Origin of the sequence: Parabacteroides goldsteinii DSM 19448 = WAL 12034 (assembly GCF_000969835.1) — a bacterium.
Taxonomy (GTDB): Bacteria; Bacteroidota; Bacteroidia; order Bacteroidales; family Tannerellaceae; genus Parabacteroides; species Parabacteroides goldsteinii.
The window spans coordinates 2,000,319-2,019,432 of sequence record NZ_KQ033913.1 but is presented as its reverse complement, the minus strand read 5'-3'; the positions used below and the strand labels follow the sequence as shown (position 1 = coordinate 2,019,432).

Here is a 19,114-nt window from a genome sequence, read left to right as displayed (position 1 = left end):
AGTTCGATATTTATCAGATTTGAACTATCCGATTATTGACCGGTTGTACCTGTCTCCCCTCTCAAGAGGGGAATTGGTTACTCCCATCACTATAAACTGATAGCTCAATTATTCCTAAATTGGCATATTGCCACATTGGCTCATTATTTTCTAAATATGCTTCAGTTTATAGAATATAGATAAGGTCTCGTTTATAACGGATATTCTTCGAATGCATATAATACGGTAGAAAGATACCGCTCTCCGGTATCGGGTAATAGGGCAACGATTGTTTTGCCTGCATTCTCTGGCAGTTCCGCCAGTTTTAGAGCAGCGTATACGGCAGCACCGGAAGAGATACCTACCAGCAATCCTTCTTTTTGTGCCAGTTCACGGCTGGTACGGATGGCATCGTCATTTTCTACCTGAATGATTTCATCGACGTATTTGCCGTTATATGTTTTAGGAATGAATCCGGCCCCGATACCCTGTATCTTATGCGGTCCCGGTTTACCACCGGAGAGGACGGGGGAGTCGCTCGGTTCTACCGCTACGATTTTCACATTCGGATTATGTGCTTTCAATCCTTCACCGACACCGCTGACTGTTCCGCCCGTACCGACACCGGCTACGAAAATATCGACTTTACCATCCGTATCGCGCCAGATTTCCTGTGCAGTAGTCTGTACGTGTTTAGCCGGATTGGCCGGATTCTCGAATTGTTGCAGGATGACGGAACCAGGTGTTTCATCACGTAATGATTCGGCTTTGGCGATAGCTCCCTTCATGCCATCGGCTCCGGGAGTTAATACTAGGTGGGCTCCAAGAGCTTTCAATAAGTTGCGGCGTTCTACACTCATCGTTTCCGGCATTGTCAGAACCAGTTTATATCCTTTGGCAGCAGAAACGAAGGCAAGTCCTACACCAGTATTTCCACTTGTCGGTTCGATAATGGTCGCTCCCGGTTTCAGAAGTCCTTTCTGTTCTGCGTCTTCGATCATTGCCAGGGCGATGCGGTCTTTCACACTGCCTGCCGGGTTGAAGTATTCCAGTTTACCGATCAGTTTTGCTTTTAATCCTTTGCTTGCATTGAAGTTGGAAAACTCTAATAACGGAGTGTTACCAATCAGGTCTGTCAGTTTTTTTGCTACGTTTGCCATATCATTCTATATTTTAGTTGTTCTTATTTATGCAACAAAGATAAGAGGAGTATTGATTATGGGAAATACCATAAAGAGGGTATATTTTATTTTTTACTTTCTGCCGGATAAAATAAATCTCTTATATTTGCATACATTCTGAATGTGGAAGATGGAGGATAACGAACTGATATTATTATTGAAGCAAAACAGTAAAGATGCTTTTACTGCTTTATATAAAAAGTACTGGAGGCAGGTATACAACTTCAGCCGTCTTTACCTGACCAATCAGGATACAGCAGAGGAAGTCGTGCAGGAAGTTTTTATAAAAGTGTGGGAAGGGCGTGACTTTATGCGTGAAGACGATAATTTCAAAGGATTGATGTTTGTCATCACCCGTAACCTGATATTTAATCAACACCGAAAAAACTTGAACGAAGATTTTTATAAAATGACCGTCCTCGCCGCTATGGAAGATTCATACGATATTGAAGAGGAGATAGAGGCAAAGAACCTGAGCGAATATATTGACATGCTTATAAACGAGTTGCCGCCACGCCGCCGGGAAATATTTAATCTGAGCCGGAAAGGAAACAAGAGCTATAAAGAAATAGCCGAATTGTTGAATATATCGGAGAAAACTGTTGAAAATCAAATTAGTGAAGCGCTTAAATATCTGCGGAAGAATATCACTCTACTTTCTCTTTTCCTGTAAAAACCGATTCCCTTTTTTCATTTATTCTTAGAAAATTAAAAAAAAACGATGGGCGGATAGGGGTAACCTATATGTTCGGGGGTATTTATTATAAAGCAGATAAAAAGAAATGGATCAGGATAATAAAAGATATATATTAAAAAAGCTGATGCAGGATGCATTGGGAGAGGAGGAGCGTACTGCACTGAATGAGCGGGATGCGGTAAAAACACAAATGTTCAGTCAGTGGAACAATGCTCCGGATGCTGCGTATATTGACCGGGCTGACAGTATGCGGATATGGCATCGTATTCGCCAAAGTCTTTGGGACAATGCATCTGTAAAAAGATATTTATTCTATAAAGTTTATAGCGTGGCAGCATCTGTTTTATTGTTGTTGGCTGTCGGAGGGATGGCTTATTATCTAGGAGAGAAAGATAATATTCCTGTTTATGTTGTTACGTCAGGTATTCAGAATATGCAATCGGTATCATTGCCGGACGGGACGGTCGTACAGTTGGGACCCGGTAGTAAATTGACCTATCCTGCTGCATTTACAGGAAAAACACGTGAAATACATTTAGACGGTCAGGCTTTTTTTGATATCCATAAAAATCCTCACAAACCCTTTATCGTACATACTTCGGAAATGGAAGTACAGGCTTTGGGAACGGCTTTCGAGGTGTTTGATTATGATATAGAAAGTAAATCGGAGACTGTCCTGTTAAATGGGAAAGTCAAGATAGGAATAAATAATTCAAAAGGTGATAGAGCTGAGTTTATTTTGTCGCCGAATGAAAAGATAGTATATGATCAGCAAGCAGATTCGGCCTATGTTTTAACTGTCGATGCAGATAAATATACTTCATGGCGAAAACAGAAGATAGTCAGTTTCGAAAATGAAAAACTATCCATGATTATTCCACGTCTGGAGCAATGGTACGGACGTAAGATTATGTGCCAGCAAGACCTGGCGGATAAATACCGCTTTACATTTAAGGTAAGGGATGAATCATTGGAACGGATATTGTTTATGATGGGAGAATCATCTCCTTTAAAATATCAAAAGACAAGTAATGGAAATTATGTGTTAGTTCTCAAATAATTAATAATCTAAATCTATAGCCTATGGACATATCGAGCAGTTAACCTAAAAAAATTGGAAGATACCTGCAAGTACCTTCCAATCCGTGAGTTTTCAAGAAAATGCACGTCATAAGGAGTCCAAGCCAACGACTTGCATTTATTATTCATTAAAAACAATACAAAGTTATGAAAAAAAACAATGACAGGGATTGTTGTGTCCCGTTATTAAGAAAAACAATTCGCATTATGAAGATCACAACCTTATTTTCATTGGCTGTTGCCTGTTGTATTTCTGCCTCCACCTATGCGCAGGATTACAAAGTTTCAATCAAAAAGAATAATGCCAGTATCATTGAAATACTGAAAGAGATTGAGAAGAACAGCGAGTTTACTTTCTTTTTTAATGACAATCATGTAAATGTAAATAAGAAAGTAAGTGTAAATGCTAAGAATGTAACATTGGATGAAGTTCTTACGCAGATATTTAATAATACGGGATATAATTATCAGATTATTGATCGTCAGGTATTAATTAAGGCTTTTACAGAACCCAATCAGGCTACGAATGCGGCACAGCAGAAGACGAAAATTGTATCGGGAGTTATTAATGATGAAACAGGTTTGCCTGTTATTGGTGCAAACGTGGTAGAAAAAGGGACGACAAACGGTACAATAACGGATGCCGAAGGGAGGTTCTCCCTTAACGTAGCGTCTGACGCTACGTTAGTTATCACTTATATAGGATATGTAACGAGTGAGATACCTGTCATTGGCAAGAACTCCGTAACAATCACTTTGAGAGAAGATACTGAAGTTTTGGATGAAGTTATCGTTGTTGGTTATGGTACCATGAAAAAGAAAGACCTGACAGGTTCTGTCGCTGCTATAAAAGGGGATGATTTGGCAGCCCGTAAGACAACACAATTATCTACTGCGTTGCAAGGTGCTATAGCCGGTGTGACGGTAACCCGTGATAACAATGCTCCGGGGGCAGCTGCCGGTAGTATCCGGGTTCGTGGTATTACGACGATTGGCGATACGAGTCCGTTGGTAATTATCGATGGTGTTCCCGGTAGTATTAATGATGTGAATCCGAATGATGTGGAAAGCATGTCTGTTTTGAAAGATGCAGCGTCATCTTCCATATATGGTTCACGTGCAGCGGCAGGCGTCATTTTGATTACGACTAAGCGGGCCCAGGAGAAAAGTCTGTCGATCGATTATAATTTTGAATACGGATTGGAGATACCAACCAAGCAACCGAAGTACGTAGGGGTTAAACGTTTTTTGGAAACGACCAATGAGTTGCGTTATAATGACAATAAATCCGGAGGTTGGAACCAGGCTTATTCGGATGATGATATAAATAATTGGGAAAAATATCACCAGACAAACCCTGATAAATATCCTATGACAGATTGGGTTGGAATGATTTTGAAAGGTTCGGCTCCGCGTCAGACTCATACGATCGGCGTGGCAGGCGGTTCTAAAGCGGTCAAGTCGAGTGCTTCGTTTGTGTACGACAAAGTGGATGGTTTGTATGCAGATCGTTTCTATGAACGGTATATGATTCGATCCAACAATGATTTCACAGTGAATAAGTATTTAGGTGCAACTTTGGACTTCAATTTCAAACGGACGAAAAACCATCAACCCTATTATACTCCATTTTATAATATACGTTTGGCTCCGATGATTTATCCGGCGGTCTGGGCAAACGGAGAATATGCCAATGGTAAAAATGGTAATAACCCTTATGCACTTGTCAATTCAAGTGGTTTTAAAGACGAATGGTTCAACAAAATCGGCGGACGTGCTGCTATAAATATTACTCCTTTCGATGGATTGAAGATTTCTGGAGTGATAGCACCTAATTACACGTTTGCCAAAAATAAAGATTTTTATAAAGCCGTCTCCTACTCATTGGAAGATGATCCGAATATAATCGGCGGATATATGGAAGGGTACAGTTCAACAAAATTATCTGAAGCAAGAAACGATAGCTATGACGTGACAATTCAAGCGATTGCCAACTACATGAAAACTTTTGGCAAACACGATTTGAATGTGATGGCAGGTTATGAAACTTATCGTTATTTTGGTGAAAACCTGGGAGCTTCCCGTGACCAATATGAACTTGATAATTTTCCTTATTTGGACATTGGTCCTTTAGATCTTCGAGACAATTACGGAAGTGCCGTGCAGTTGGCTTATCAATCTTGGTTTGGCCGTGTCGCTTATAATTATAATAATCGGTACTTATTACAGGCAAATGTACGTTACGACGGATCTTCGCGTTTCCATTCAGACTATCGTTGGGGTATTTTTCCTTCGTTCTCAGCCGGTTGGGTAATGAGTGAGGAAGCGTTTATGAAAAATGCAGATATAAAATGGTTATCTTTCCTGAAATTGAGAGCTTCTTACGGTACGTTAGGAAATGAAAGAATTTCAGATAACTATTATCCGTATCAGGCATTTATTAATTTTAGTAATGTTTTGTTTTATAAAAACGGAACGGTAGTGCCTGAACTGTCGGCAGCGCAATGGGCTTATGCTGTAGAAAACATTTCCTGGGAAACAACCAGTTCTGCCGATATCGGTCTGGATGCTACATTCTTTCATAACCGTTTACGTTTTACGGCTGATTATTATAATAAACAGACAAAAGATATGTTGCTGGCATTAGAGATTCCGGATTATGTCGGATTTGATAATCCACAGCGAAATAGCGGTAAGATGTATACCAATGGATATGATCTTGAACTTGCCTGGAACGATCGGATCGGCGATCTGACGTATGGTATTTCTGCCAATTTCTCCGATTTCGTTTCTAAAATGGGGGATCTGGACGGTACGCAATTTTTAGGAGATCAAGTCAAAATGGAAGGTAGTGAATTTAATGAGTGGTATGGTTATCTTAGTGATGGTCTGATATTGACGGAGGAAGATTTGAAAGATCCTAAATTGAATGATAATGTACAACTCGGAGATGTGAAGTATAAAGATATTTCCGGACCGGATGGTGTTCCTGATGGAAAAATTTCACCGGAATATGACCGTGTCTTGTTAGGTGGTTCATTACCGAGATTCCAATATGGAGGATCTTTGAACTTAAGTTATAAAGGGTTTGACTTTTCTTTGGCATTTCAAGGTATAGGACGACACAATGCACGTTTATCCCAAACAATGGTACAACCATTGAGAGACAATTGGGGAAATACGCCTGCCATAATAGATGGCAACTACTGGAGTGAAAAGAACACAGATGCTCAGAATGCGCAAGCTTTTTATCCTCGTTTAACATTTGCTAATGCAGGCAGTAATTATGCAATGTCTGACTACTGGCTGTTTAAAGGCCGTTATTTCCGTTTGAAGAATTTGACATTCGGATATACGTTACCGACTGCATGGACTGAAAAGGCGACGATTAAGAAAGCTCGTATTTATATTGCTGCCAACGATCTGTTCTGTATCAGTAAATATCCGAGCGGTTGGGACCCGGAAATGGGAAGTTCTTCTTACCCGATCACAACATCTGTGTTGTTTGGTTTATCTGTTAATTTTTAAAAGCATGTAAAGATGAAACGTAAATTAATGATATTATTAGGATGCTGCTTAGGATTAAATTCTTGTTATGAATTAGATTTAAATCCACTGTCGCAGGCCTCCAGTGAGAATTGGTATTCCAGCGAAACGGAAATAGAGATGTCTGTCAAAGATTTCTATCGAAATGACTTTTGGCCGTTGGATAATGAAGACAAGACTGATGACTTTATTTATAGAGAAACTCCGTCTGAAATACTAAAAGGAACTTTTAACGGACAGGATGGAGATGTCACAACTTTGTGGTCTAACCAGTACAAATCCATAGGCCGGGCAAATACTATCCTGGCCAATATGGATAAGGCTGCAAGCATGGGAATTTCGGAAGCTAAACTGAAACAATATGAAGGCGAAGCCTTATTTCAGAGAGCTTCCTGCTACGCGAGGCTAGTTACTTATTTCGGAGATGTAATTTATCTGACAGAGGTTGTCGACATAGAAGAAGCTTTTACGTTGGGACGAACTCCGAAATCAGAGATCATACCTAAAATATACGAGGATTATGATAAAGCGATAGAGAATTTGCCGGAAAAGTATTCCGCTTTGTCTTCGCAGCGTGCAACCAAAGGGGCAGCCTTGGCGTTGAAGGCTCGTTTCGCTTTGTACATGGGTGATTGGGAGATTGCCGCTGATGCCGCCAAAAGATGTATGGATTTAGGACTTTATAAATTGCATCCGGACTATGCCGAACTTTTTAAGGCGACTACTAGAAATTCGGAAGAGTCGATTTTCTTGTTACCCCGTTCTATCGAATATAAAGTGACGTTAGGAAACTGGACGGTTATGAATGAGGTGTCAAGAAACCCTGGCGGTTGGGGAGCATTTACTCCCTCATGGGATTTGCTGGCTGCTTACGAATGTACGGACGGCCTTCCGGTTGATGAATCTCCTCTGTTTGATCCTCATAATCCGTTTAAAAATCGTGATCCGCGTTGTACGGCTACTATTGTGGAATTTGGAACACGGCATTTGGGCTTCGATTATAATCCGCATCCGGATGCAGTGGAGGTAATGAATTACAATACGGGCAAGATGCAGAAAAACAATGATGCTCGTGTGAATGCCCAGTTCGCTTCATTTAATGGATTATTATGGAAAAAAGGAATTGATGAAACATGGCTGGAGAATGGGAAGGATGTTGATCCCGATAAAATAATTATCCGTTATGCAGATGTTTTACTCATGTATGCTGAAGCAAAGATCGAGTTGAATCAGATAGATCAATCCGTATTAGATGCAATTAACAGGGTTCGTGCCAGAGCATATGGGGTAGATTATACAAATATAAGTGCCTATCCGGCAATTACTACAACTTCTCAACAAAAGTTACGTACGATTATCCGTAACGAACGACGTGTGGAATTTGCAAAGGAAGGTTTGCGTTATATGGATTTGGTCAGATGGAAAATTGCAGGAAAAGCATTGACGCGTCCTAATTATGGAATGTTGTATCCGGTAAGCTTATTGCGTGAAAAGATCATAGATAAAGGCCTATGGTTTTGGCCGGATGTTCCGCAGATTGACGAAGACGGTATTCCTGATTTCTCTGCGATGGAAAAAGCCGGACTGATAGCTCCAATGTCTCAACGTATGTGGAACGATCGTCAATATTTATGGCCGATTCCTACGAAGGAAGTTCTTATCAATGAGAATTTAAAACAGAATCCCGGATATTAAATTCGTATAAATAATTCTTATATTGGCTCCTCTCTTGTCTTAATGCGTATAAGCGTTGAGAGGAGCCTTTATTGCTAATTTTATAACAGAAATAAAATGAAGATGAAATTAAACAGTACGATAGGCATATTGACAGTACTATCGATAATGAGTTGTTCGGCACAAAAAGAGTCTAAGAGAGTTCCGGATTCGGTATCCGGTATTTATCCTCGTTTGGCTTATTATAATAATGAAGGAGAATGTGGAACGGGAGCCGTGGTTCCCTGGGCAGACCGATTATGGGTTATTACCTATGGGCCGCATTTACCTAATGGCTCTTCGGATAAATTGTATGAGGTAACATCCGATTATCGCCAGATTATACATGATGAGAGTATAGGAGGAACTCCGGCGAACCGCATGGTCCATAAAGAAAGCAACCAGCTTTTTATTGGTCCGTATGCCATTGATAAAACAGGTAAAGTTCGGGTGATACCTTATTCGGTAATGCCGGGACGTCATACCGGCAATGCCCGCCATTTGACGGATCCTGCCCATAAAATCTATTACGGTACGATGGAAGAGGGTTTTTATGAGGTGGATGTCAATACGTTGGAAGTAAAAGAATTATATCAGGATGGAAATAGAAAGAAAGGTATAAAGGATGATACGAATGATGTATTGCCGGGTGTACATGGAAAAGGTTTCTATTCGGGACAAGGCGTTGCTGTTTTTTCCAACAATGGGGAAGGTACGGCTGAAGCATTGAAAAAGTTTGATGTAAAAGCCGGTGTTTTGGCTGAATGGAATGGTAAAGATTGGAAAACGGTTCGGAGGAATCAATTTACGGAAGTAACAGGTCCGGGGGGCATTTATGGAAATACGAATCCGGAGACAGACCCGTTGTGGGCTACGGGTTGGGATCATAAGTCTGTTTTACTGGGAGTACGTGATGCGAAGAAAGGTTGGTCTTTCTATCGCCTTCCCAAAGCCAGCCATAGCTATGACGGAGCGCACGGATGGAATACGGAATGGCCCCGTATCCGGAATGTCGGAACAGAATCCAATCCTGATTATCTGATGACGATGCATGGCATGTTCTGGCGTTTTCCCGGTCAGTTTACAGCAGATAACAGTGCCGGTATCCGTCCGCGTTCTGCTTATCTGAAGGTTATCGGTGATTTCACTCGTTGGAACGATCAGCTCGTTTTCGGATGTGATGACTCGGCTCAGAAAGAATTCCTGAATAAACGTAAGGCAAAAGGAAATATAGAAGGTCCCGGCCAATCCAATTCCAATCTGTGGTTTACCTCTTTTTCGAAACCGGATGAATTAGGTCCGGCAACAGCCGAAGGGGCTGTTTGGGCAAAAGAGAGTATAAAGGCAAATGAAGCCTCCGAGCCTTTCCTGTTTGCCGGCTGGGCAAATCGTATCGGTTGGATTAAGAATGAGGGAAAACAACCGGTAACTTTTGCCTATGAAGTAGACGAAACTGGTACGAACGATTGGAAAACAATAAAATCCGTAACTGTTAGTCCGGGAAAGGCCGCCAGTGTTATATTTCCGGCAGAAGATAAAGGAGAATGGATTCGCGTGAAAGCAGACAAGAATACATTGGCAACAGCTAGTTTTTCTTATACGACACCTGATACCCGCTCTGTACAACCCGCAACAATTTATAAAGGTATGGCTTCTGCTACGGATAAAAATTTAACCGGCGGTTTATTGTACGGAGTTGGGGATAACCGTCGTGCTTTGGGTTTGTTGGCTAATACCGTTGTAAATGGTAATACGGTTGAAACCGGTTATTATGAAATGGGCGATAAGTTGGAGCTGGTTCGCAAGGATGATGCTGAAACGGCCGGTTTGATCCGCTCAAAATTTGCTATTCCGCAACAAGTTGTTTCAATAGAAAATAGCTCGGTATTAATTGTTGACGACCTGGGACGCAGATGGCGATTGCCATTAGGGGACAAGGCGTATACATCTTTGACGAATGAGGGGCAACTTCGTATTTGTCGCGAAGTGGCAACAGAGCGTGATCTATTTTCCTGTATGGGTACATTTTATGAACTTCCTGCCGAAAATGCAGATGGTTATGCAAAGATTCGTCCTGTTTCTACTCATAATTACCGGATAAACGATTATGCTTCCTATCGTGGAATGCTTGTCCTGACAGGGGTGAATCCGGAAGAAGGAAAGGATAATGAACATGTCATTGTTTCCAACGACAGTAAAGCGGCAGTATGGGTAGGTGTTATTGATGATTTGTGGCAGTTGGGTAAACCGCTCGGAAAAGGTGGTCCGTGGAAAGATACGTCAGTAAAAGCCGGTATCCCGTCTGACCCTTATCTGATAGGATTTTATGACAGGAAAAAGTTAACCTTATCGCATCAGTCTGCTGACGATATTACTTTTACCATTGAAGCAGACCCGACAGGAAACGGGGATTGGATGGAATATATGGTACGGAAAGTGAAAGCGGGAGAAAAATGGACATATGAGTTTCCGGCAGAGTTCCAGGCTCGTTGGATTCGTTTCTCCACAGATGAAGATACAAAAGCTACGGCGTGGCTGGAATATAAATAGACTTGGTAATTGATCAAAGTAAAAGAGTTGTTATGAATAAATATAGTGTATTGATTATCTGTTTGCTTTTGTGCCTGAATCTGAGAGGGCAGGAACAGACGTGGAGAGAAGTCCCGTATTATCTGAAAGGATACGAAGCCGAATACGCAAAATCACCTAAAGAGGCTGCTTTGGCATGGTTTAAGGATGCTCGTTTTGGCTTGTTTATCCATTGGGGACCAGCCTCTTTGTATGGAAAAGGAGAATGGGTGATGTATAATGAAGCTATCCCTTATAAAGAATATGAGCAGAAAACCAGAGAATTCAAAGGAGAGAAATTTAATGCCCAGGATTATGTGGATTTGGCGGTCAGAGCTAAAATGAAATACATAACTTTTGTAGCAAAGCATCACGATGGTTATGCCTTATGGGATACGAAAGCTACCGACTATAATAGTGTGGATTATCCTGCACAACGTGATTTTGTAAAGGAACTGGCTGTCGCTTGCCGGAAAGCCGGATTAGGCTTGTTCATTTATTATTCGATCGGTTTGGATTGGCACCATCCTTATTTTTTACCGAGTTCTATGTATAATCCGGCTCGTCCCCATTATAAGGAAATGCCCGACGAGTATGCTTTTAAAAAGGTGGAAGATTTTAAACATTATCTGAACTTTGCGAAAACGCAGATTATGGAACTGTGCACGCAATACGGACCGATTGCCGGGCTTTGGTTTGATACAGTCGGTGGTGTATATCAGCATTCCGATCTTTTTAATATACAGGAAGTTTATGATATGATTCATTCAATCCAGCCGCATGCACTGGTTGTGTTTAAAACAGGAGCAAATGGAAATGAGGATTTCATTACAGGTGAAAGAGAAATGGGCTCTTTGGCTTCGGTGTTTAAGAGTGCCGGCTTGCCTCAGCAAGTGCAGGATGCTGCTGATCATTCGTGGGAAAGCAATAAAGGAAAACCGGCTGAATTGAATATTCCTATTCAAACATTGGGATGGGCTTATCATAGCTCTCCGCGACAGAGACAAAAGTCGAAAGATGAGGTTATGGACTTATTGAATTATTGTGCAAAGATAAATGCAAACCTGCTTTTGAATATAGGACCACTCCCTGACGGTACAATTTTGGAAGAAAATGTGAAGACATTGGGTGAAGTTGGTGATTATCTTGAAAAGAATGGTTTCCCGGCATTGAATACAAAAGATTATATGGATTATAGAACAAAGGCTGTCCAACAGATTGATAAAGAGAAAGAGAATCAAACTGCCAGGTAAATGAGATAGGTTGCTTATGGTGAAGTAAAAAAGGAAGGAGAAAGGATCTTCTTCCTTTTTATATAATTTACAGAATCCTGTTTTGCTCGCTATTTGTCAAAAATGGAGGTGAATAGCATAAATAAAGGTAAGTAATCTTTTAATTCTTTTTTCAGTATTTCAATCGCTTTGCTCTTATATCTTTTTACTGTTCTGCAGGATACCCCCATTATTTCAGCTATTTCTTCAATACTCTTGTTCTCAAGGCGGTTCAGTTCAAAAGCAAGCCTGTATTCAGGCGGAAGTTTCTCTAATGTTTGATATAGTAGATGCTGCAGTTCCTGTAGTGTATAGAGATCATCTAGGTTATTAAAATATATGGGAATATTTTTTTTGATCGTTGTTTCATATTCTTGTTTATATCCCTGACTACGCAAATAGTTTAAACTAAGATTTTTGACACATGTTATGAGGAAGTTTTTACCTGAAGTGTAAGGAATGATAGTTTTCCTTTTTTCCCAAATAGTAAAAAATACATCCTGAACAATATCTTCGCGTGTTTCCTGGTCGTCGATGTATCGCCTGGCAAACTGGCATAATGAAACATAATACTGTTCGAATAACGAACGGTAAGCTACTTGGTCATCGTTATTGGATATACTCCATAAAAGATATTCTATACTCTCTGTGTCAAGTCTTTCCACTAATAAATATACATTGAATCAGTTTGTTTAGTAAAGCAAAGATAAGAATGAGAAAATATAAACCTTGCTTTTTTGAAAAAAAAATGAAAATAGAGTGTCCCCTTTTTTATTTCTGTGTGTCTATTCATAAACAAAGAAGATATGGAACTGGATAGAAAAGATATAAAAAGATACATCCTCATAGCAAAGGCTATAGATGCAGATATTTGTGATTACGATAATTATGATATTGAGCAGGCTTTTGCAAGAAATCAGAAAAGGATAACGGCTTATTCCTGGAAACAAAAATATCTTAACAACGCTTTGCGTATAGCTGCCATATTGTTGCTTCCCTTTATTTTATCGACAGGTTTCTTATCTTATCTGTATATAAACCGACTGCAAGAGGATAAGCATATATCTTATTTGGAAGTTGTTTCTGCTCCCGGCATAGTTACGCAAATGGAATTACCGGATAAGTCGAAAGTTTGGCTTAATGCAGGAAGTTCTCTACGATATCCTTCTCACTTTACGGGGGATGAAAGGACTGTTTATCTGTCTGGAGAGGGGTATTTTGAAGTGCAATCAGACAGACTGCATCCGTTTTATGTATCAGTCAACGAAAAGATGAAAGTGAAGGCACATGGAACGAAGTTCAATGTAAATGCTTATAGTGATGAGATGTGGGTTGAAACAACATTGGAAACAGGCAAGGTGGATGTTCTCATTCATAAGCAATCTGTGCTGCTGAAGCCAAATGAGCAGGCTTATTATAGTAAATCCGATCAGAAGTTATTGATACGTACAGTCAATGTAGAGGAAAAAACGGCCTGGAAGGATGGACGCCTGGTGTTCAGGAATACTTCGCTTGATGAGGTGATAAAACGGTTATCACGACGATATAATGTCGATATTGTTATGCACCGGAAGACCGATATTGATTATAAATGCAGGGCTTCGTTCTCCACAGAAAGTGTAACTCAGATATTAGACTATTTGAAATTAGTTGCTCCGATAGATTGGAAAATCGCGGAGACTGAACAACTAAAAGATTCATCCTATCCACGTCAGCGTATAGATATTTGGTTAAAATAAAAAGAAACAAATACCAATAAAGAAAGGAGGTTATATAAGAAACAGGTAATACAAAAAAGACAAGGACAAGTATAAGCGTCAACTTATCCTTGTCCCTTAAATCAAAAAATTAAGTCCGACGCCAATCGGTCCTAATTCGTTTAATTAAAAAATCCAAGTACAAAGTTATGAAAATTCTAAAACAATCCAATGGGGATATCCCCCTATGTATACCTAAATTAGTGCGTGTTGTGAGAATCAGTTTATTCTTGTTATTTATTGTGATGACTCAGTTACATGCAGAAAATTTGTATTCACAGAATACGGTTATTAATTTGAAACTGGAAAATGCTACTGTTGAACAAGTTCTCGATAAAATTGAAAAGGAAACGGAATACTCTTTCCTTTTCACTGATAAATCTGTGGATATTGACTGGACAGTGAATATAGATATTCATGGTAAGAGTATCAATGAAATATTAGAAATTTTATTTGGAAAGACCAATGTAGAGTATCGTATTGTAGATAAACAGATTGCATTGTCTAATAGGAGATTAGTGACAGACAGTGTTAATCAGCAGAAGAAAATCAATGGAAGTGTTATTGAACAGAACGGAAATCCGGTTATTGGTGCTAATGTTGTGGAAAAAGGGACAACAAATGGAACGATCACGGATATGAACGGGCATTTTGTTCTATCTGTTAATCAGGGTGCTGTACTAACAATTTCTTATATAGGATATATAACGAAGGAATTTCAAATTAATGATAAATCAAATATTATTATCTCTTTAGAGGAAGATTCTGAATTATTGGACGAAGTTGTAGTTGTAGGTTATGGTACCATGAAAAGAAAAGATTTGACCGGTGCGGTAGCTGCCGTGAAAGGAGATGATCTGGCAGCACGTAAAACAACGCAATTGTCTACGGCATTGCAGGGAGCTGCTTCCGGTGTATTGGTTACGCGCGATAATAGTGCTCCGGGTTCTACCGCTTCCATCAAAATACGTGGTGTAACGACGATCGGTGAATCAAGTCCGTTGGTTATTGTCGATGGGGTTCCGGGTGATATCAACCAGGTAAATCCGGAAGATGTGGAGAGCATGTCTGTTTTGAAAGATGCTGCTTCTGCCTCTATTTACGGTTCCCGTGCCGCTGCCGGAGTAATTGTGATCACAACGAAACGTGCTAAAGAGAACGATTTATCATTGAATTATAATTTTGAGTATGGTTGGGAGATGCCTACTAAACTTCCTGAATATGTGGGTACCCAACGATTTATGGAAATGGTAAATGAACTGCGTTATAATGATAATAATGCAGGAGGTTGGTATCAGACGTATTCGGAAGATCAGGTCAACAACTGGATAAAGAATAATGCAACTGATCCTGATGCTTACCCTGTAACAGACTGGCAGGATGAAATTCTGAAAAACTCTGCCCCCCGCCAGACTCACTCGATAAATATAGCAGGTGGTAGTAAAGTCGTTCGTACAAAGGCTTCATTCCGTTATGATAAAACAGACGGTATTTATGTGAACAGAAATTATGAACGTTATATGATCCGGGTAAATAACGACTTTAAGATCAATAAATATATTGAAGCTCATCTGGACGTAAATTATAAACGTTCCAAGTCTGAAGAACCACATAGAAATCCGATGGATTTACAATATCGCGCAACTCCGCCTATTTATGCAGCGCGATGGAGTAACGGTATGTGGGGAGACGTCAAGGACGGTGAGAATACGTTGGCTATGATTACGGACGGCGGTTTGAAAACCTCCTGGTATAACCGGCTGGGTGGTAAGGCTGCTATTGATATATCTCCTATTGAAGGCTTGAAGATATCGGGCGTAATTGCACCTACCTATAATTTTGATAAGGTAAAAAGTTTTCGTAAACAGGTTCCTTTTACTTATGCCAATGATCCTAATACGATAAAAGGATATATGAATGGGTTTACAACGACTAAATTGACTGAAAACAGAAACGATAGTTATGATGTGACCACTCAGTTTTTTGCGAATTATAATAAAACCTTTGGGAAACATGAACTTTCAGCAATGGTCGGTTATGAGGACTATTATGCATTTGGGGAAAAACTGAGCGCTTCTCGTGACCAGTATGAATTAACAAATTTCCCTTACCTGGATATTGGTCCTGAAAATCTGAGGGATAATGGCGGTAATGCTGAAGAATATGCTTATCGTTCATTCTTTGGCCGTATAGCATATAGTTATGATAACCGGTATCTGTTGCAGGTGAACTTCCGTCGGGACGGTTCTTCCCGTTTTGCTCCGGATAGCAGATGGGCGAACTTCCCTTCATTGTCAGCAGGCTGGGTTGCCAGTGAAGAACAGTTTATCAAAAATTTAGACTGGAACTGGCTTTCCTTCCTGAAATTGAGAGGTTCGTGGGGTACGCTGGGCAATGAACGTATCACAATGTCGAAGGATAACACAACAGTACAGAACTATTATCCTTACCAATCGGCTTTGAATTTTGGTTCTGCTTTATTTTATAGTGGGAATACTGTAAATTCTTTCCTGACAGCCGCTCAACAGTATTATGCTGTTCGTAATATATCGTGGGAGACGACAGAAACCTGGGACATTGGTCTGGATGCAAACTTCCTGGATGGACGCCTGCATTTTACCGGAGACTTCTATAAGAAGAAAACGAAGGATATGTTGCTAGCTCTCGAAATTCCGAAATTTATCGGATATGATAATCCGAGTGTAAATACCGGAAATATGCATACGACCGGTTATGATCTGGAAATCGGCTGGCGTGACCAGGTGGGTGATTTCAGATATTCCGTATCTGCCAATTTATCTGATTTCATTTCTAAAATGGGAAATTTAGGTGGAACAGAGTTTTTAGGTGAAAAGGTAAAGATGGAAGGCAGCCAGTTTGACGAATGGTACGGTTATCTTAGTGACGGACTATTCCAAACGCAGGAAGAGGTGGATAACTCACCGAAGCTGAATAATAATGTAACGATCGGCGATATCAAATATAAAGATATTTCAGGTCCGGATGGCGTGCCTGATGGCAAAATTTCTTCAGAGTACGACCGCGTATTGCTGGGCGGATCACTTCCCCGTTACATGTTTGGTGTGAACTTATCTGCTTCTTATAAAGGATTTGATATATCAATGATGTTCCAGGGAGTTGGCAGTCAGAATTCCCGTATCAGCAGAAATATGGTTGAAGGATTGAATACGAACTGGGGAGGATTCCCGTCAATCCTGGAAGGTGATTATTGGAGTACCAATAATACGGCGGAACAGAATGCAGGTGTTAAGTATCCCCGCCTGACCCGTAATAGTGTGGATGCCAACATGAGCATGTCTGATTACTGGATGTTCAACGGACGCTATCTGAGAATGAAGAACCTGACAGTAGGTTATACGCTTCCTTCCGTATGGACGAAGAAAATTAGTATGGAATCAGTTCGGTTTTATGCTTCCGGAAGCGATTTATTCTGTCTGAGTAAATACCCGCATGGTTGGGACCCGGAAGTTAGTGCAACAGGCTATCCTATTACTATGTCTGTGTTATTAGGTGTATCGGTTAACTTTTAAATAAGAATGATCATGAAACGAAATAATATAATAATTTGTTTATTCAGTGGCATAACATTGCTTACTGCCTGCCATGACCTGGATTTGAATCCTTTGTCTTATGGTTCGACGGAAAATTGGTATTCGAATGAGACAGAGATTGAAATGGCTGTCAATGAATTATACAGAGATACGTTCTGGCCGTTGGATGAGGAGGGGAATACCGATTGGTCCGATGATAATATTTATCGTGAATCTTTGACTCCTTTCCAAAATGCAACCTTAAACGGTCAGACGGATAAGGTTACAGACCTGTGGTCAAAACAATATAAGGTTATTTCCCGTGCCAATGGGGTCATATTAAAAGCACACCGTGCAGTTGAAGCAGGTGCTTCCGAAGCAAAAATCAACGGTTTTATTGCCGAGGCTCATTTTCACAGGGCATGTGCTTATGCGAAATTATCTTCAAAGTTTGGTGGCATACCTTTGGTAGAAGATGATATAGATATAGAGGCAGGTATGGCAATGGGCCGTACCGATATTGCGGTTGTGAAACAATTTGTTTATGATGAGTTTGATGTGGCGGCAGAAACTTTACCGGTTTCATACTCGGGTGCTCAGAGGGCAACGAAAGGGGCTGCTCTGGCACTGAAAGCGCGTTATGCACTCTATATGGGCGATTATGACATTGTTGTTGCTGCAACAAAGGCTGTCATGGATTTGGGTATTTATTCTTTACATAAAGACTATGGGGATCTGTTTCTGACAAATACAAAGAATGCGGAGGAATCTATCTTTCTGATACCCCGTTCCATTGAATATAATGTGGTCATGAATGTAAGAGGATGGCTACCGAGGAATTCCGGAGGATATGCTGTACCGAACCCGACCTGGGAACTATTGGCCTCGTATACTTGTATTGACGGGTTACCCATTGATGAATCTCCGTTGTTCGATTCTCATGACCCGTTTAAGAATCGCGATCCCCGGTTGTCAATGACTATCGTTCCGTTTGGAGAGAACTTCCTGGGTATAGAATTCAATCCTCATCCTGAGGCATTGGAAGTTATGAACTATAAGTCAGGCAAGATGATTAGTAACAATGATTCCCGTGCAGTTGCGCAATATGCTTCTTATAATGGCCTCGTTTGGAAAAAGGGAATGGATGAAAGCTGTCTGGAGAATGCCCACGATATTGATCCTGATAAAATAATAATCCGTTATGCGGATATATTATTAATGTATGCAGAAGCAAAGATAGAATTGAACCAGATCGATCAGTCCGTATTGGATGCCATGAACGAAGTTCGTGCCAGAGCTTATGGTGTCGATAAATCGGCGGTAAGTCAGTATCCGGCATTTACAATGACAAATCAGAACAAGCTGAGATCCGAATTGCGTATGGAAAGACGTGTGGAGTTTGCCAAGGAAGGACTTCGTTATATGGATCTGATGCGCTGGAAGTTGATGGACAAAGTAATGAACAAGAAAGTGTATATGATGCTTTACCCGGCTTCTTTACTTATAGAGAAAGTTGTTAGCCAGGGAGACTGGTTCTGGCCTTATGCTCCGGATATCGATGAAAACGGCCTGGCTGATTTCACTAAGATGGAAAGTGCCGGTAAGATCGCTGTTGTTGCCCAAAAGAAATGGGATGAACGCCAGTATTTATGGCCGATACCGACGACTGAGATTCTGATTAATCCGAATATGAAGCAAAATCCTAATTATTAATCTGCAAGATAAAGGCATTTTATTATTCGTGAAAGGAAGATAAAGTGCCTTTTCTTTC

At 40.5% G+C, this 19,114-nt stretch carries 11 protein-coding genes; 9 read left to right on the top strand and 2 right to left on the bottom strand.

The genetic code is table 11. The annotated features are described in order from the left end of the window. Positions 1 to 191 precede the first annotated feature (191 nt). On the bottom strand, positions 192 to 1,139 hold the full coding sequence (gene cysK, locus HMPREF1535_RS21180; protein ID WP_007658205.1) for a cysteine synthase A: 948 nt from the start codon (positions 1,137 to 1,139) through the stop codon (positions 192 to 194). Between the two features lie 151 nt (positions 1,140 to 1,290). Between cysK and HMPREF1535_RS21175 the strand changes: the two genes are divergently transcribed. From HMPREF1535_RS21175 to HMPREF1535_RS21150, 6 genes are all read left to right on the top strand, one after another. Then, complete coding sequence (locus HMPREF1535_RS21175; protein ID WP_046147669.1) at positions 1,291 to 1,833, top strand: RNA polymerase sigma-70 factor; 543 nt, start codon at positions 1,291 to 1,293, stop codon at positions 1,831 to 1,833. 109 nt (positions 1,834 to 1,942) lie between these two features. Further along, entirely contained in the window at positions 1,943 to 2,917 is a 975-nt protein-coding gene (locus tag HMPREF1535_RS21170) for a FecR family protein (RefSeq protein WP_046147389.1), read from the top strand. A 167-nt stretch (positions 2,918 to 3,084) separates the two neighbouring features. After that, the gene (locus tag HMPREF1535_RS21165) at positions 3,085 to 6,465 is read left to right on the top strand and encodes a TonB-dependent receptor (RefSeq protein WP_046147388.1); all 3,381 of its coding nucleotides are present in this window, start codon (positions 3,085 to 3,087) and stop codon (positions 6,463 to 6,465) included. 12 nt (positions 6,466 to 6,477) lie between these two features. Then, entirely contained in the window at positions 6,478 to 8,178 is a 1,701-nt protein-coding gene (locus HMPREF1535_RS21160) for a RagB/SusD family nutrient uptake outer membrane protein (RefSeq protein WP_046147387.1), read from the top strand. A gap of 102 nt (positions 8,179 to 8,280) precedes the next feature. Then, positions 8,281 to 10,746: a hypothetical protein gene (locus HMPREF1535_RS21155; protein ID WP_046147668.1), complete on the top strand. Its 2,466-nt coding sequence runs from the start codon at positions 8,281 to 8,283 to the stop codon at positions 10,744 to 10,746. Positions 10,747 to 10,778: 32 nt separating this feature from the next. Continuing rightward, the gene (locus HMPREF1535_RS21150; protein WP_046147386.1) at positions 10,779 to 12,017 is read left to right on the top strand and encodes an alpha-L-fucosidase; all 1,239 of its coding nucleotides are present in this window, start codon (positions 10,779 to 10,781) and stop codon (positions 12,015 to 12,017) included. A gap of 89 nt (positions 12,018 to 12,106) precedes the next feature. Here HMPREF1535_RS21150 and HMPREF1535_RS21145 read toward each other — a convergent pair whose 3' ends face one another. Then, the gene (locus tag HMPREF1535_RS21145; protein ID WP_007658191.1) at positions 12,107 to 12,700 is read right to left on the bottom strand and encodes an RNA polymerase sigma-70 factor; all 594 of its coding nucleotides are present in this window, start codon (positions 12,698 to 12,700) and stop codon (positions 12,107 to 12,109) included. Between the two features lie 141 nt (positions 12,701 to 12,841). Here HMPREF1535_RS21145 and HMPREF1535_RS21140 point away from each other — a divergent pair, with 141 nt between their 5' ends. The 3 genes from HMPREF1535_RS21140 (at position 12,842) to HMPREF1535_RS21130 (ending at position 19,056) form a co-directional block, all read left to right on the top strand. Then, a complete protein-coding gene (locus HMPREF1535_RS21140) occupies positions 12,842 to 13,774 on the top strand; it encodes a FecR family protein (protein ID WP_046147385.1) in 933 nt (310 codons plus the stop codon). Between the two features lie 167 nt (positions 13,775 to 13,941). Next, complete coding sequence (locus HMPREF1535_RS21135) at positions 13,942 to 17,343, top strand: TonB-dependent receptor (RefSeq protein WP_007658187.1); 3,402 nt, start codon at positions 13,942 to 13,944, stop codon at positions 17,341 to 17,343. A 12-nt stretch (positions 17,344 to 17,355) separates the two neighbouring features. Continuing rightward, positions 17,356 to 19,056: a RagB/SusD family nutrient uptake outer membrane protein gene (locus HMPREF1535_RS21130; RefSeq protein WP_007658185.1), complete on the top strand. Its 1,701-nt coding sequence runs from the start codon at positions 17,356 to 17,358 to the stop codon at positions 19,054 to 19,056. Positions 19,057 to 19,114 lie beyond the last annotated feature (58 nt).

Excerpts from the sequence above, each read along its gene's own strand:
- HMPREF1535_RS21140 (WP_046147385.1), top strand. The coding sequence starts at position 12,842 with ATGGAACTGGATAGAAAAGATATAAAAAGATACATCCTCATAGCAAAG.
- HMPREF1535_RS21155 (WP_046147668.1), top strand. The coding sequence starts at position 8,281 with ATGAAATTAAACAGTACGATAGGCATATTGACAGTACTATCGATAATG.
- HMPREF1535_RS21130 (WP_007658185.1), top strand. The coding sequence starts at position 17,356 with ATGAAACGAAATAATATAATAATTTGTTTATTCAGTGGCATAACATTG.
- HMPREF1535_RS21160 (WP_046147387.1), top strand. The coding sequence starts at position 6,478 with ATGAAACGTAAATTAATGATATTATTAGGATGCTGCTTAGGATTAAAT.
- HMPREF1535_RS21135 (WP_007658187.1), top strand. The coding sequence starts at position 13,942 with ATGAAAATTCTAAAACAATCCAATGGGGATATCCCCCTATGTATACCT.
- HMPREF1535_RS21175 (WP_046147669.1), top strand. The coding sequence starts at position 1,291 with ATGGAGGATAACGAACTGATATTATTATTGAAGCAAAACAGTAAAGAT.
- HMPREF1535_RS21150 (WP_046147386.1), top strand. The coding sequence starts at position 10,779 with ATGAATAAATATAGTGTATTGATTATCTGTTTGCTTTTGTGCCTGAAT.
- HMPREF1535_RS21170 (WP_046147389.1), top strand. The coding sequence starts at position 1,943 with ATGGATCAGGATAATAAAAGATATATATTAAAAAAGCTGATGCAGGAT.
- HMPREF1535_RS21165 (WP_046147388.1), top strand. The coding sequence starts at position 3,085 with ATGAAAAAAAACAATGACAGGGATTGTTGTGTCCCGTTATTAAGAAAA.
- cysK (WP_007658205.1), bottom strand. The coding sequence starts at position 1,139 with ATGGCAAACGTAGCAAAAAAACTGACAGACCTGATTGGTAACACTCCG.